Annotated in this window: 16 protein-coding genes; 11 read left to right on the forward strand and 5 right to left on the reverse strand. The window is 38.4% G+C overall.

Translation table 11 applies throughout. The features are described from left to right. Window positions 1-17: 17 nt before the first annotated feature. Both AC1DSK_RS00205 and AC1DSK_RS00210 read left to right on the forward strand, forming a co-directional pair. On the forward strand, window positions 18-305 hold the full coding sequence (locus tag AC1DSK_RS00205) for a type 1 glutamine amidotransferase family protein (RefSeq protein WP_477546072.1): 288 nt from the start codon (window positions 18-20) through the stop codon (window positions 303-305). A 171-nt stretch (window positions 306-476) separates the two neighbouring features. After that, window positions 477-1103, forward strand: coding sequence for a YczE/YyaS/YitT family protein (locus AC1DSK_RS00210; protein ID WP_477546073.1), 627 nt, complete (start codon window positions 477-479; stop codon window positions 1101-1103). Window positions 1104-1162: 59 nt separating this feature from the next. Here AC1DSK_RS00210 and AC1DSK_RS00215 read toward each other — a convergent pair whose 3' ends face one another. Together AC1DSK_RS00215 and AC1DSK_RS00220 are read right to left on the reverse strand one after the other, a co-directional pair. Further along, window positions 1163-2146 (reverse strand): NAD(P)/FAD-dependent oxidoreductase, encoded by a 984-nt coding sequence (locus AC1DSK_RS00215; protein WP_477546074.1) that lies wholly within the window; start codon window positions 2144-2146, stop codon window positions 1163-1165. A gap of 153 nt (window positions 2147-2299) precedes the next feature. Continuing rightward, window positions 2300-2734, reverse strand: a complete 435-nt coding sequence (locus AC1DSK_RS00220) for a GNAT family N-acetyltransferase (protein ID WP_477546075.1) — start codon at window positions 2732-2734, stop codon at window positions 2300-2302. Between the two features lie 145 nt (window positions 2735-2879). Here AC1DSK_RS00220 and AC1DSK_RS00225 point away from each other — a divergent pair, with 145 nt between their 5' ends. Both AC1DSK_RS00225 and AC1DSK_RS00230 read left to right on the forward strand, forming a co-directional pair. After that, the gene (locus AC1DSK_RS00225) at window positions 2880-3146 is read left to right on the forward strand and encodes a hypothetical protein (protein WP_477546076.1); all 267 of its coding nucleotides are present in this window, start codon (window positions 2880-2882) and stop codon (window positions 3144-3146) included. A 128-nt stretch (window positions 3147-3274) separates the two neighbouring features. After that, complete coding sequence (locus AC1DSK_RS00230; protein WP_477546077.1) at window positions 3275-3901, forward strand: AarF/UbiB family protein; 627 nt, start codon at window positions 3275-3277, stop codon at window positions 3899-3901. A gap of 79 nt (window positions 3902-3980) precedes the next feature. Here AC1DSK_RS00230 and AC1DSK_RS00235 read toward each other — a convergent pair whose 3' ends face one another. Next, window positions 3981-4460 (reverse strand): Lrp/AsnC family transcriptional regulator, encoded by a 480-nt coding sequence (locus AC1DSK_RS00235; RefSeq protein ID WP_016428535.1) that lies wholly within the window; start codon window positions 4458-4460, stop codon window positions 3981-3983. 183 nt (window positions 4461-4643) lie between these two features. Here AC1DSK_RS00235 and AC1DSK_RS00240 point away from each other — a divergent pair, with 183 nt between their 5' ends. Continuing rightward, window positions 4644-5579 (forward strand): DMT family transporter, encoded by a 936-nt coding sequence (locus AC1DSK_RS00240; protein WP_477546078.1) that lies wholly within the window; start codon window positions 4644-4646, stop codon window positions 5577-5579. A 72-nt stretch (window positions 5580-5651) separates the two neighbouring features. Here AC1DSK_RS00240 and pepF read toward each other — a convergent pair whose 3' ends face one another. After that, complete coding sequence (gene pepF, locus AC1DSK_RS00245; RefSeq protein WP_477546079.1) at window positions 5652-7472, reverse strand: oligoendopeptidase F; 1821 nt, start codon at window positions 7470-7472, stop codon at window positions 5652-5654. A gap of 406 nt (window positions 7473-7878) precedes the next feature. On the opposite strand from pepF, the gene AC1DSK_RS00250 reads away from it, so the two are divergent. From AC1DSK_RS00250 to fumC, 5 genes are all read left to right on the forward strand, one after another. Then, window positions 7879-8700, forward strand: a complete 822-nt coding sequence (locus tag AC1DSK_RS00250) for an amino acid ABC transporter substrate-binding protein (protein ID WP_477546080.1) — start codon at window positions 7879-7881, stop codon at window positions 8698-8700. After that, entirely contained in the window at window positions 8687-9388 is a 702-nt protein-coding gene (locus AC1DSK_RS00255; protein WP_016428531.1) for an amino acid ABC transporter permease, read from the forward strand. The genes AC1DSK_RS00250 and AC1DSK_RS00255 overlap by 14 nt, the downstream gene beginning before the upstream one ends. 26 nt (window positions 9389-9414) lie before the next feature. Then, window positions 9415-10149: an amino acid ABC transporter ATP-binding protein gene (locus tag AC1DSK_RS00260; protein WP_477546081.1), complete on the forward strand. Its 735-nt coding sequence runs from the start codon at window positions 9415-9417 to the stop codon at window positions 10147-10149. Between the two features lie 233 nt (window positions 10150-10382). After that, window positions 10383-11246 (forward strand): pentapeptide repeat-containing protein, encoded by an 864-nt coding sequence (locus tag AC1DSK_RS00265; protein WP_477546082.1) that lies wholly within the window; start codon window positions 10383-10385, stop codon window positions 11244-11246. Window positions 11247-11612: 366 nt separating this feature from the next. Continuing rightward, entirely contained in the window at window positions 11613-12995 is a 1383-nt protein-coding gene (gene fumC / locus AC1DSK_RS00270; protein ID WP_477546083.1) for a class II fumarate hydratase, read from the forward strand. Between the two features lie 143 nt (window positions 12996-13138). Here the strand turns inward: fumC and AC1DSK_RS00275 are convergent, their stop codons facing one another. Next, complete coding sequence (locus AC1DSK_RS00275) at window positions 13139-13432, reverse strand: hypothetical protein (RefSeq protein ID WP_477546457.1); 294 nt, start codon at window positions 13430-13432, stop codon at window positions 13139-13141. Window positions 13433-13588: 156 nt separating this feature from the next. On the opposite strand from AC1DSK_RS00275, the gene AC1DSK_RS00280 reads away from it, so the two are divergent. Then, window positions 13589-14299: a GNAT family N-acetyltransferase gene (locus tag AC1DSK_RS00280; RefSeq protein WP_477546084.1), complete on the forward strand. Its 711-nt coding sequence runs from the start codon at window positions 13589-13591 to the stop codon at window positions 14297-14299. The last annotated feature ends 103 nt before the right edge of the window (window positions 14300-14402 follow it).

The following is a 14402-nucleotide window of genomic DNA, read 5'->3' on the forward strand; positions in this document are numbered from 1 at the left end:
GAGCGGATAAATACGTAGTGTCAGTTTGTCATGGTCCAGCTGGATTAGTAGGTGCAACGCTTTCAAATGGCGAACCATTGATTGAAGGGAAGCGGGTCAGTGCATTTACCGTTGCGGAAGAACGTGACGCCACTTTTGATTCCTTAATGCCATTCTTATTGGAAAGCGGGCTCGATGCAACAGTAGAGACGGGGCCAAATTGGTCTGAGAAATCTGTGGTGGATGGCAAATTGATTACAGGTCAAAATCCACAATCCACGCCAAAAATGGTTGTAAAAGAATTAATAGAAAAATTAGGTTCATAAATAGGACTGCATACGATTTTGTGCACTGCTATTCTATTTTCAATAATGTCATAGCTTTTTCACTGAAACAGTGAAAAGGCTATTTTTTGTGAATTGAAAAATTGGGAATACAGTTTATTTCATGATAAGATGATTCAATCATTCATTTTTGCGGAATGTAAAGGAGTTTTTATGAAAAATCGAAGTATTGTAGCTATATTTTATTTAATTGGATTAACTTTTCTGTCTTTGGGCATTAGTTTAATAATATTGGCTGATTTAGGGGCTGGAGCCTGGGATGCCATGTACGTAGGGCTAAATAATCTTTTTGGCCTAAGTGTCGGTGCGTGGGTCTTTATTGTAGGGATATTACTTATTTTCATCAATGCTCTTCTGTTAAGAGAGCGAATTGATGTTTCTGCAGTAATACCTGTAGTAACGGTTGGTTTTTTGATTGATTTCTGGTTGTTATTTGTTTTTGCTAACTATCAGGCACCGATTCTTCCAATTCGATTTGCCATGTTGGTTGGCGGTATTGCAGTTATTGCAGTAGGAATTGCCTGTTACTTGCAGTCAAAAATTGCACGTAACCCTATGGATACTTTAATGATGGCGATTCAAACTTTGACTGGCAAAAGCATGGCTGTCTCTAAAACCATGATGGAGCTTGGCGTGCTAGTCATTGCGTTCATTCTCGGTGGCCCAATTGGATTGGGTACTATTTTTGTGACTCTTATGATTGGTCCAATGATTCAGTTCTTCTATCGACCGGTAACGAAGTTGCGTGAACGTTTATGTAATGAGTCTGTTTTGCTATAGAGTGTATAAATAGATAAAGAGCAGCGAATTCTTCATGAATTCACTGCTCTTTTTTTATCTTAATGCGAAAATAAATCGGTTGAATGCTTCATATGTTTCTTTGTTTCTGGATCCACGAAGTGTTTCGCAGAATTAATGGCAATAGGTGCTTCGCCGAATCCACAGGCGATAAGTTTAACTTTACCTTCATAAGTGTTGCTGTCCCCGACTGCGTAAACGCCCGGCAGAGTCGTTTCCATACTGGAATTGACTTTGATTGCATGTCGTTCCATCTCCATGCCCCAATTTTTCATGTTGCCAATATGTGAGCGGAATCCATAATTGACAATTACATAATCTGCCTTTAGCAATTCAATATCACCATCTGATTTTCGGACTGCCACATGTGTAAACGTATCACCTTCTGGTTCAAAATGATCCACTACAAATGGTGTTTTGATGACGACAGATGATTGATGAAGCAAATCTAAGCTATGTTCGTGCGCACGGAAAGAATCACGTCGATGTACGAGAGTGACTGTTTTCGCGATGGGTTCAAGCATGAGTGCCCAATCGACAGCTGAGTCCCCTCCACCAAATAATACAACGTCTTTTCCTGCAAATTTTCCCATGTCATCTACAAAATAATGAAGTTGCGTACCTTCGTATTTGGCTGCTTCTTCGAGTTCCAGTCGCTTTGGTTCAAACGCGCCATTCCCAGTGGTGAAAATGACTGATTTTGATAAGTGCTTCTCTTTTTCAGTTGTCAGTTGCCAAGTACCATCTTCAAGTCTTGTCATATCTTCCACGGACTGATCTGTGACGATAGTGGGTGAGAAAATTGATAGTTGCTCGGATAAATTGGCTACTAAATCTTTTGCACGCACTTTAGGAAATCCAGCAATATCATATATGTATTTTTCCGGATAGAGTGCCGTTAATTGGCCACCTACATTGGGTAAACTTTCAATTATTTTGACTGACATTTGACGCATACCGCCGTAGAAAGCTGTAAATAATCCAGCAGGACCTGCGCCTATTATTGTTACATCATATACTTTCATATTAATCGAGCCCCTTGTCCATTAAGTGTCTACCATGAGTCTACCACTATCGTTGGTAATATAAGCATTATCACGCACATTTCAGTCGAAAGGATGAGACGACTCTTACAATTATTTATCCGTAAAATGATGACGATAAGGATAGTGAATTTCTTATAAATCTTTCTCCAAAATAATCTTATGTTTCCCTTTAGCACTCGTATACGTGGAAATGATATCAAAACCATGTTTGATGTTAAGAATCAGCATTTCTTTTCGAGTATTTCGGGATTTCGTTTGAACCGTTTTGTATTCGGCATTCTTAAGTAGCTTATGTTGGAGTGCCATTAGTTTGGAAGCAATTCCTTGTTCGCGATAAGAACTGTGAACACCGCCAAGCCAGCTATAAAATATATCGGGGCTGAGTTCATATCCGATTTTAAAACCGATTACTTCATCATTGGAAACTGCAAGGCATGTAAGTAGGTTTTGCTTGTTCTGCAATTCCTCTAGTGAGAGTTTTGCCCCCTCGAACACGTGTTGATGAAGTTGTTGAATGCCAATCATATACTTTTCATCGGGAATACCGTCAATATATGTATATACCATGAAGAACCTCCTGTTGTTTGTATAAAAATGTTTCTGTAAGTCAATATATATTGGACATTAAATATGTTTTACAAGCCATATGTTTTACCTTCAAATTGAAGGGAATAATAAGCATAAGATGAAGATTCTAAAGGAGGCATTTACCATGAGTGAAAAAGAGAAGTTTCCTGAATTTGAGCCAGAGCCTATAGAAATTGAAAAACGGCAGAAACAGCAAGAAGAAAACGAAAAAGAGTTAAAACAAAATCAAAAATTGCACGACAATCGTGTGGATCAGAATCGCGATAATCAACTGCAGGATATTCAAGGCGAAAAAGAATTGAACAATCAATCCAATGCAAACCAAAATGAACAGAAGTTAAATGATTTGACGCATGACATTGCCAATAAGCAAGGGCGCAACTTTAATTAGGTTATTTTTTCTCGGCTTTGATTGCAACTAACATTAAGTTGTTTGCGAGACCTTACCAATTATTTGGTGAGGTCTTTTAGTTATAACGTCTCTTTTTGTTGATTATAATAGAAAGGGGGGGTCTAAGTTTGAAAACTTATCAAGAACTTGCAAATTCAGTTGTCATTTCCGCAAAAAAAAATCGACTTCTCAGTTATGACAATATATTGACACTCGTAGGAACCGGAAGAAGTGCTTTTGTCTTTCGGATTAAGTCTTCCAGTAAAGCCATTAAAATCTTTTTTCCGGAATTCACATACATTGCAAAAGAAGAGGCGGATATCTATAAAGAACTGCATGGTATTTTGTATTTCCCGACCATTTACGATACCGGACAGAACTATATTGTTATGGATTATATAGAAGGACGTACTCTTTTTGAATGTGTAAATCAAGGCATTCCCATTACTTCCGACCATATTGATGAGATTGATCGAGCTTTATCAATGGCATTAAAGAAGGGGCTGAATCCTTCAGATATTCACTTAAGGAATATTATTATTACAGCAAATAACGACATCAAGCTGATTGATGTCGCTCGTTTCAGGCAAACAAAAGATTGTTCCCAATGGAATGATTTAAAAGCGGTATATCTACAATTTTATACGAAGCGATTCTTTCCGAAAAAAATTCCGGCTGGCGTTTTGAACACATTAGCGTTCTTCTATAAAAAACATCTGATTCCGCATCAGTTGTCATCATCGAAGATTGTATAAATAATTTTAATACTTATTATGCAACGAGCGGCAGATTTTCAACTGCCGCTTTTTCATATGAAATGAAAATTTAAGTTATTTATAGATTATTGATGGGCAAAACGGTGGAGTGTTTGATTTCCCGTAAGGCAAGACTGGTCTGGATTCGTGAGATGCCTAGTTTATTCAGTTTGCGAATGAATTGTTCGAGTTCATGGCGGTTCCTGTTCGCTACTTTTAATAAATAATCGTATTCGCCGGTCAGGCAGTGACATTCCAAAACAGCGGGGAGGGCTTCCAAATTCTTTTCCAAAATTTCAAGTTTCTCTGCCTGATGGATATCGGTGCTGATAAAAATGTAGCACAAGAGGTCGAAACCGAGTTTTTGCTGATCGAGAATGGCGACTTGTCTATTGATATATCCTTCGGTTTCCAGCCTTCTTATGCGCGCATGCGTAGCAGGGGGGGACAGACTGACACGTCGACCGAGCTCTGCGTTGCTGATATTCGCTTGTCTTTGCAGAATATCGAGAATTTGAATATCGATTGGATCGAGTACTTTACTAATCAATGATTCCATGGATTTTACCTCTTTCTTTTTTATTCCAAAAATGCCTCTTGGTTAAGTGTTTAATGGAATAATATTAAGTATCTACAGTATATTCTTTTGTTTATTTTGAATTCAACGGATATGACAAAATAATATATTGTAAAAACTATAAAGGTGCTAAAATTAATTTAATAGGAAGAGGGGGTGGATGATATGCCATACATTTATTATCTATTGTTGTTGTTTACAAGCTTGTTGTGGGGTGGCAATTTTGTTGTAGGGAAATCATTAGTGGACCATGCATCTCCAGTGACGTTAACGACATTGAGATGGTTAATCGCTGTTATCTGCCTGATTCCAATTGTGTGGTGGAAAGAGAAGAGTCTCGTGCTTTCCCGAAAAGCCATCTTGCCACTCGTATTGATGGGGGCAACAGGAGTAGTTTTATTTAACCTTTTTCAATTCCTGTCTTTGAATTTCACGTCTGCAACAAATGTAGGATTGATTTCAACGTTTAATATGTTTTCCATTGCCTTGTTTTCATTTGTGTTTTTAAAAGAGAAAATCAACAGATTCCAGATAGGTTCTATGTTTATTTCTTTCACGGGTGTATTGTTGGTTCTTACAAAAGGACATGTCGAAGTACTTTTTTCCATAGGTTTCAATAAAGGCGACTTATTAATGATGGCTGCGGTATGTATATGGGGGTTGTATTCGGTTATCAGCAAGTGGGCGATGAAATATACAACACCTTTGAAAGCTACATTGTATTCTGGAGTTTTTGGCGTAATGATGTTAATCCCTTTTAATATGAAGGACTTTACTATTAGCAACATGGATACACCTTTCATTCAATCGGTTCTTTATACCGGAGTAGTATCTACGGTAATCTGTATGTTGTTATGGAACATGGCTGTTCAAAAAATAGGTGCAACGACGTCAGGCATTTTCCTGAATTTTAATCCGATTTTCACCGCCATTCTTGCTTATCTTTTACTAGGGGAACGTATGACTTGGATACAGGGAATGGGAAGTTTGATAGTTATCATGGGTTGCTTCTTGTTTACATATTTTAAAGCAAAGCCGTTCCTAGGAAAATTCCAGCTGTTTGGGGAAAAGGGTGTCCCGGTAGCTATCGTTAGAAAATAATTGAAAATGTGAGAAGCAAAACGAACCTTGGTCAAATATAGACCAAGGTTCGGTTCGTTTTTTATGCTCAATTTATTTTGCTGGTACTGCTTCGATTTCTTTTGTCAGTTTCACCAATTCATCAATTAATTCGCCGATGTAGGCAATTGTGTCACGAAGCGGTTGTTCCGTTGTAATGTCAACGCCCGCCATTTGAGCAAGTTCAACCGGCGACTTCGTACCGCCTGCTTGAAGAACTTCCAACCACTGAGTTACAGCCGGTTCGCCTTCTTCCAAAATACGTTTTGAAACTTGTGTAGAAATTGTCAGTCCAGCGCTGTAAGTGTATGGATACAAGCCCATATAATAATGAGGTTGGCGCATCCATGTCAATTCAGCTCCTGGCGTGATTTCAACTGCATCTCCCCAGAATTCTTCCAGTACACCTCGTTTGATTTCATTCAAAATCCCCGCATTGACGTTTTTACCTGCATCCACGCGTTCATAGACTTTACGTTGATAAGCAGCTTCAAGTAAATGTGTCACGAAGTTGTGGTAGTAAGTACGTGCCACGATAGAAGAAATGACCCATCGCTTGAACTTCGGATCGTCCGAGTTTTCCAGCAAATGGTTCGCCATCAGCATTTCATTCATCGTCGATGGTGCTTCAATGAAGTATAAGGATGGTCGGGAGTTAAAGACATTTTGGTTTTTATGGGCATTGTAGAAATGACCTGCATGTCCTAGTTCATGTGCTAACACGAATACTTCATTCATACGGCTTGACCATGAAATTAAAATGTAAGGATGGAAACCGTACGGGCTGGAGCAGAAAGCACCAGTAGATTTCCCTTTATTTTGTGCAAAGTCAATCCAGCGTTCATCGAATGAACGGTTGACCATGTCCAAATAGTCATCACCCAGTATCGCAAGTGCATCGTTCATATATTTCTTGGATTCTTCAATCGTGATTTTTGGTTCATATGAAGGATCCAATGGAATCTTCAAGTCCGCAAAAGTCATTTCTTCCAATCCGTGAACATCTTGAAGCAATTTCGCATACTTACGCATATGTGGTGCAAGCTCAGTCATAATCAAGTCGATTTGACGGTCAAACAATGATTTATCCACTTCCTGACCAAACAACAAAGAATCAAAAATATTGTCATAGCCACGTAAATCAGACGTTGTTTTTTCAATTTGTAAATTCATATCGTACGTTTTCGCTGTTGTATGCTGATAGTTTTTCAGTTGATTTGAAAATGCTTTAAATGCAGCACGGCGAACATCGGTATCTGTCTCCGCTTCCCAATCGCCTTCAAACAGCACATAGCTTAACGGATATTTTTTACCATTCACTTCAAAGTCTTCAAAGGATAAATCGACCATTTTCGTCGTATTATACAACTCGTAAGGACCATCAAATGAAGAAGAGTAAGCAGCCAATGTTTTTTCCACTTCAGGATGAAGCTGATGTGGTTTTTTGCGAATCAATTTCTTCAAATAATGTCCGAATTCAGTTGAGTTTTTCATTGCTTCTTCCAAAGCTTCCACAGGCAACTCCAGTAATTCACTATCCACAAAAGATAATTTACTGCTTAAGCTCGCTGACACTGAACCGAATCGAGCAGAACGCATTTGTGCATCACTGTCTGTTTGATCAGTACTGTATGCAAGGCCGGCATAGGTGCCAAGTGGAACAAACATTTTATATAAGCTTTCATAGCCTTTTAATGCTTCCTCAGCAGAATGTGCATCTTTAATCTGACCTTTGAATTGTTGATGGAAAGCATCCACTTCTTTTTCAAGCGCGATAAGTGCATCTTGATAAGCTTCTTCTGAAGTGAACAAATCTTGTAAATTCCACGTTTCTTCTCTTTTGACATCTGAACGTGCAGGTAAACTTTGAACCATTTTCATCTCTCCCTTTTATCACGGATGTCGAACTAAAAACTATTATATCTCTATTTATTGAAAAATTCACTCTTTTTGTAAAATTTTATTGTTTGAAAAATTAAGTGGAAATAATAGATTTCCTAAACCCTGAAATTTTTAAGCTCTGTTCACCGTATGTCTTTAAAAGATTAAGTTTCATCAATATGTAAACGGGGATAAAAAGTGTATAGGATCAAAAAAAATACCAAAAAGCAGGATAGAAATGGTTCATTTCCATCATCATAGTAAGAGACAGAATTAATGAGATAATTCTTAATTATTCGCGTTTTAATGCACTGAGATTTTTGTTTTGACGCAATTAATCCAATGTTATAAGATTAGTAATACCAAGTAAGTCTATATGAATTAGGAGGAATTAATAAAAATGAAGAAATTAACTACATTATTAGCACTGCTACTTACGGCAGTCTTTATGTTATCAGCTTGCGGTTCAAAGGACGATAACGCATCTAAAGATGAAAAGAACACAAGTTCATCTGAAAGCGATTTGTTAGCGAAAGTGAAAAAAGATGGGGAATTATTAATTGGTACTGAAGGAACTTACCCACCATTCACATACCATGATGAAAGTGGTAAGTTAACTGGATTTGACGTGGAAATTGCTGAAGAAATCGCATCACGTTTAGGTGTGGAACCGAAATTCATGGAAACACAGTGGGATGCAATGTTCGCAGGTCTAGATTCTAAACGTTTTGACATGATAGCTAACCAAGTAGGAATTAAAGAAGAACGACTAGCGAAATATGATTTCTCTGAGCCGTATATTTCTTCAGCAGCTGTACTAGTGACACATGCAGATAACAAAGAAGTAAAAAGCTTTGAAGATCTTAAAGGGCTGAAATCAGCGCAGTCATTAACAAGTAACTATGCTGAACTCGCTAAATCTTATGGTGCAGAATTGGTAGGCATAGATGGATTTAACCAAGCAATTGAATTGTTGAACTCTCAACGTGTAGATGCAACGATTAATGATAAACTTTCCGTTTTGGATTTCCAAAAACAAAAACCGAATGCAAAAATTCAAATTGTAGATGAAGCAGACGACGTGGCTCAAAGTGGATTAATGTTCCGCAAAGGTAATGAAGCTTTAGTGGAAGCTGTAAACAAAGCCTTGAACGAAATGATTGAAGACGGCACGTACGACAAAATCTCGGAAAAATGGTTCGGCGAAAATGTCTTGGAATAGTTTTTTCGTCGACCCTGAAAAAATGGAGCGATACCTAGATATCGCGCAATCATCCCTCCTGCCTTTGCTGGAGGGTGCTGTTGTATATACTCTTCCATTGTCTTTAATCTCCTTTATATTAGGACTTGCGTTAGCCATACTGACGGCATTGGGGAGAATCTCGACCGTTAAGCCGTTTCAATGGATTGCCCGTTTCTACGTGTCTGCGATTCGCGGTACGCCATTATTGGTACAGTTGTTCATTTTATTTTATGGATTGGGTTCTGTAGGAATTGTCATTGATCCATTTCCAGCAGCGGTAATCGGATTTTCCTTAAACGTTGGCGCCTATGCTTCAGAAGTAATTCGTGCGGCCATTCTCTCTATACCTAAAGGTCAGTGGGAAGCTGCACATATGATTGGGATGTCTTACTCTCAAACTTTGAAGCGCGTGATTTTGCCACAAGCAACTCGTGTGTCCATTCCACCACTGTCGAATACATTCATCAGTTTGGTAAAAGATACATCATTGGCATCTCTGATTCTCGTAACGGAAATGTTCAGAAGAGCCCAGGAAATTGCGGCAACAAATTATGAAGTTTTATTGTTATATACAGAAGTAGCGATTCTTTATTGGATTATTTGTTTCTTCCTTTCGCTTATCCAAGGTCGACTGGAACATCGCTTCGATCGCTATGTATCGAGATAACAAAAGGATGAAGAAAGGAGTAAGAGATGATTTCAATAAATGGATTAAAAAAACAATTTGGCAATCTAGAAGTTTTAAAAGGAATCGACCTGCAAGTTAATAAAGGCGAAGTTATTGTGGTTATTGGTCCTTCTGGATCAGGCAAGACGACATTGCTTCGATGCTTAAATATATTGGAAGTACCGACTTCAGGCAGTATTACAATCGATGACCAGACGGCGGATTTCTCGAAATCCGTCCCTAAAAGAACGATTGATCTATTTAGAAGAAAGTCAGCGATGGTTTTCCAGCACTATAACTTGTTTCCGCATATGACAGCCATTCAAAACGTAATGGAAGGTCCCGTTACTGTGAAGAAATTGTCAAAAGCAGAAGCGCGTAAAAAGGCAAAGCAGTTATTGATTAAGGTGGGTCTAGGGGACAAGCTTGATTTCTATCCCCACCAACTTTCAGGTGGTCAACAGCAACGTGTAGGTATCGCTAGAGCGCTGGCGCTCGAACCGAAAGTGATGCTGTTTGATGAACCGACCTCTGCACTGGATCCCGAGTTAGTTGGGGAAGTATTGCAAGTGATGAAAGATTTAGCTGGCGAAGGCATCACAATGGTAGTAGTAACGCATGAAATGCGATTTGCCAACGACGTGGCGGACGAAGTCATCTTTATGGATCAAGGTAAAATTATCGAGCGTAGTAAACCAATCGACATGTTTACAAATCCAAAAGAAGAACGGACAAGACAATTCCTGAACTTGCTTCAATAAAAGAGATTGATTCAACATAAAAAGACATCCAATTAGACAGTCTAATTGGATGTCTTTTTTTTGCAAAGAATGAACAAACTCTCTTTGCTAAAATCTTTCAATTCGTTTTGAGGCTACTCATTTTAAGAAAATAATGTTAAATTATAGTGAAATTCCATTAAAAATCTTGTTAACCACTAAGAGAATGCAATAAATGTTGGTGTGGAAGATATAAAAATTACGAGGTGTGAGAAATGTCTGGAGATAAAAGATTAGCAACTGCTAAAGAAATTAGAGAGAGTCTGCAAGCAGATTGTATAAACTGTTTTGGTCTATGTTGCACAGCTCTAAATATTATTGCATCAAGTGATTTTGCAATCAATAAAGCATCTGGAATACCTTGCCCTAATTTAAAGTCAGATTACCGTTGTCAAATTCACAGTAGTCTTAGAGAAAATGGATTTAAGGGGTGTACAGTATTCGATTGCTTAGGAGCTGGACAAAAGGTTTCTCAAGATACTTTCAATGGAATAGACTGGCGAGAAAATCCTGAAGTTGGCGAGAAAATGTTTCGTGTATTTCCAATTATGGAGCAACTGTACGAAATGATTGCGTATATTGCAGAAGCATTATCCTACAAGGTTTCACATCCGCTAACAGTTAAATTGAATTTACAATTAGGTCAATTAGAGAGTTTAACGCGGCTTGATGCTGATGCATTATTATTATTAGATATAAATACTTATCGACTGCCTGTAAATGAATTACTTTTAGAATCTAGTAAGTATATTAGGAATGAATTAATATTAAAGTTTTTCGGTGCTAAGAATACACGAAAACATGACTTTAGAGGAATCGATTGGATTGGGAAAAAGTTAAAAGGAAAAGATTTAAGAGCGACTGATTTGAGGGGGGCATATTTAATTGCAGCAGATATGCAAAATACGGATTTAAGAGGTGTCGATTTCATTGGTGCTGATTTACGTGATGCAGATTTAAGTGGTGCGAATCTTTCAACAAGTATGTTTCTAACTCAAATGCAAATTAACTCTGCTAAAGGTGACAAAGAAACAATTTTACCTTCATACTTGAAACGCCCATCTCATTGGACTAACTAGGCGTAGCAAACCAATCGACATGTTTACAAATCCAAAAGAAGAATGGACAAGACAATTCCTGAACTTGCTTCAATAGATTGATCCCAACGAAAAAAGACATCCAATTAGACAATTTAATTGGATGTCTTTTTAATTGCATAATGCTAATTTTGCTCCATTAGATTATTTAATAAAGATAGGAACTAGTACTGTTCCAAAACACATCATTTACTGAACTTAATAATATTAGTTCATTTCGTGTGACAAACTATTATTCATGTTAAGTAAAGCGTATGTATTGTAGAGAATATGCGAATGCTTTAAGTTGAAATATTTGAATTTTTAAATCCTTTTTCTTTAAACTTACTCAAAGGAGGAGTATTCAACATGACCAAATTTCGAATAGAGCACGATTCCATTGGGGAAATTCAAGTACCCGTTGATAAAATGTGGGGTGCACAGACGCAACGCAGCAAAGAGAATTTTGCGATTGGCACCGAATTGATGCCCATTGAGTTAATTCATGCATTTGCCGTACTGAAGAAAGCAGCTGCAAAAGTGAATTTTGATTTAGGCACCTTGAGTGAAGGGAAGATGCAGGCGATTTCTCGTGCAGCTTCAGAAATACGGGAAGGTGAGTGGGATGAACATTTTCCATTAGTCGTTTGGCAGACTGGGAGCGGTACACAATCGAATATGAATGTGAATGAAGTGATTGCCCATCGAGGGAATCAGTTGTTGAAAGAAACCGGGAGTGAAGAAATACTCCATCCAAATGATGATGTGAACAAATCGCAAAGCTCGAATGACACCTTCCCGACAGCTATGCATATTGCGGCAGTGGAAGTTCTACAGACCATGTTATTACCAGAACTAGCTCGTTTAAAACAAACCTTCGAAAAACAAGAAAATGAATTTAAAGATATTATTAAAATCGGCAGAACGCATTTGCAAGATGCCACACCATTAACCTTAGGTCAGGAAATCAGTGGGTGGAAACACATGGTCGTTAAAAGCGAAGAGATGATTCGTGAAAGCATTGTTCATGTTGGCGAGCTTGCCATAGGAGGGACAGCCGTCGGAACTGGCATCAATGCACATGCGGAATTCGGTGAACGTGTGGCGACTGAAGTGAGCGGGGAGACTGGTTTGAATTTTGTGTCGTCAGCGAATAAATTCCACGCCTTGACCAGTCATGATCAACTTGTGTATGCGCATGGCGCACTTAAGGCACTGGCTGCAGATCTAATGAAGATTGCGAATGACGTTCGCTGGTTAGCAAGTGGACCTCGTAGCGGAATCGGTGAAATTACCATTCCTGCTAACGAGCCGGGAAGTTCGATTATGCCTGGTAAAGTGAACCCGACACAAAGTGAAGCGCTAACGATGGTTGCTACACAAGTAATGGGTAATGATGCGACAATTGGTTTCGCAGCAAGCCAAGGAAACTTTGAGTTGAATGTTTTTAAACCCGTCATTTTCTATAACTTTATGCAATCTGTTCGATTGCTTAGTGACAGTGTGAGAAGCTTCCATGACCATTGCGTAGTTGGCATTCAGCCAAATGTGGAACAGCTTTCCCATCATGTGAGCAATTCCTTGATGTTGGTCACTGCTCTTAATCCGCATATTGGCTATGAAAACGCAGCGAAAATTGCCAAGCAGGCACATGAATCCGGCAGTACGCTGAAAGAAGCAGCCTTGCAAAGTGGATTACTGAAGGAAGAAGAGTTCGATCGAATTGTAGACCCTTCGAAAATGATTCGATAAGTAAGATAAATCCCGTACATCTTTGGATGAACGGGATTTTTCGTTTTTACAATTGAAGGTCACACTTCTTTAGTTGGAAAAAGAGGGAGGTTAGTTAGAATGGTAAAATATTGGTGTTTAATATCGGGTGATTTCTTGCACTTTCACTTTTTAAGCTTATTAGCCTCTTCAGACACCATAAATGCGAGATCATCGTTCCCGAACACTTGAAGAATCTCAATAAGTGTGGCTGAATCAATGTCCAAATCTATGGGTTCGTTGTTTTCGATGATTGATTTTAAAGTTTCATTGGCACTTTGGGTAGGGTATGCTTTTTGATATAAAGATAAAGGGTCAATCTCATAGTTTTGACACCATTGCACAAATAGTTGAATCATCACATGTTCGTCTTCTTGATATTTTTGGATGATGTAGTCGGTCATAGTCTTTTGGTCCATCATTTCAAATCTCCTTTAAGAAAGATAATACTAATCTTATTAATTGTGTCTACATCGTACCATGCGGTATTGGGGCAAGCACGTAAACAATGAATATAGCTAATTCAGACATAAATTTTAAAGTAGTTCAACTCAAAAGAAAGCGGTGATTAACTAATGGAACCAATCATTATAGATTCAATGGTATTCTCACCTAAAGTCTTGGAGCATCATGACTTGCCAAACATGTTGGATCTGCAGCAACTTGCAAAAAAACATATGGCTTCTACAGATACGCTACAACCATTATCTCGATCTGAATTTGAATTTATTTTGAACGGTAATGGGTTAATAGTTGGGTTGTTTGAAGGACAAAAACTGGTTGCTTTCCGCGCGTTGCTGATGCCATTCATTGATGGAGACCACTTAGGGCTAGATGCAGGGCTATCGTTGGGGGCATTAAGTCGAGTCATTTATTTGGAACTATCCATCGTTCACCTAGACTATCGTGGAAAAGGTCTTCAGCTTCAAATGGGGAAGATTGTAATGGGCGCCATCGATCGCTCTCGATACGATTATGTTTGTTCAACAGTTGCGCCGTTTAACATTCCTAGCCTAAAGGATAAATTTGTACTGGGTCTTCATATTGTGGCCATGAGCCAAAAATATGGTGGCAAACTTCGATATGTGTTTATGAAAACGTTCAAAGATGAGCAGAACGATGTTAAGTCCTCTGAAGAGAGGTTGATTCCGATGTCAGACACCGCCATGCAGCAACGTCTTTTAAACGAAGGATTTATTGGTGTAAGTATAAGCATGGTGAATGAAGAATGGCACGTTCAGTACCAGAAGATTGCAGGAGATAAAGACAGAAACAATGTACATTGATTAAATCAATCTAACATACCAAAACGAATGGTCCTCGTTAATGTAACTGAAAATTCTTGAGATACATCATTTACATAATTCTAGTATAATTAAGGAGATACAG

Source organism: Paenisporosarcina sp. P4_B8 (genome assembly GCF_056402175.1).

Bases quoted from the DNA above. Each gene is read 5' to 3' on its own strand.
- AC1DSK_RS00250 (WP_477546080.1), top strand. From the start codon at position 7,879: ATGAAGAAATTAACTACATTATTAGCACTGCTACTTACGGCAGTCTTT.
- AC1DSK_RS00215 (WP_477546074.1), bottom strand. From the start codon at position 2,146: ATGAAAGTATATGATGTAACAATAATAGGCGCAGGTCCTGCTGGATTA.
- pepF (WP_477546079.1), bottom strand. From the start codon at position 7,472: ATGGTTCAAAGTTTACCTGCACGTTCAGATGTCAAAAGAGAAGAAACG.
- AC1DSK_RS00220 (WP_477546075.1), bottom strand. From the start codon at position 2,734: ATGGTATATACATATATTGACGGTATTCCCGATGAAAAGTATATGATT.
- AC1DSK_RS00225 (WP_477546076.1), top strand. From the start codon at position 2,880: ATGAGTGAAAAAGAGAAGTTTCCTGAATTTGAGCCAGAGCCTATAGAA.
- AC1DSK_RS00235 (WP_016428535.1), bottom strand. From the start codon at position 4,460: ATGGAATCATTGATTAGTAAAGTACTCGATCCAATCGATATTCAAATT.
- AC1DSK_RS00210 (WP_477546073.1), top strand. From the start codon at position 477: ATGAAAAATCGAAGTATTGTAGCTATATTTTATTTAATTGGATTAACT.
- AC1DSK_RS00260 (WP_477546081.1), top strand. From the start codon at position 9,415: ATGATTTCAATAAATGGATTAAAAAAACAATTTGGCAATCTAGAAGTT.
- AC1DSK_RS00280 (WP_477546084.1), top strand. From the start codon at position 13,589: ATGGAACCAATCATTATAGATTCAATGGTATTCTCACCTAAAGTCTTG.
- AC1DSK_RS00255 (WP_016428531.1), top strand. From the start codon at position 8,687: ATGTCTTGGAATAGTTTTTTCGTCGACCCTGAAAAAATGGAGCGATAC.
- AC1DSK_RS00240 (WP_477546078.1), top strand. From the start codon at position 4,644: ATGCCATACATTTATTATCTATTGTTGTTGTTTACAAGCTTGTTGTGG.
- AC1DSK_RS00265 (WP_477546082.1), top strand. From the start codon at position 10,383: ATGTCTGGAGATAAAAGATTAGCAACTGCTAAAGAAATTAGAGAGAGT.
- AC1DSK_RS00275 (WP_477546457.1), bottom strand. From the start codon at position 13,432: ATGGACCAAAAGACTATGACCGACTACATCATCCAAAAATATCAAGAA.
- fumC (WP_477546083.1), top strand. From the start codon at position 11,613: ATGACCAAATTTCGAATAGAGCACGATTCCATTGGGGAAATTCAAGTA.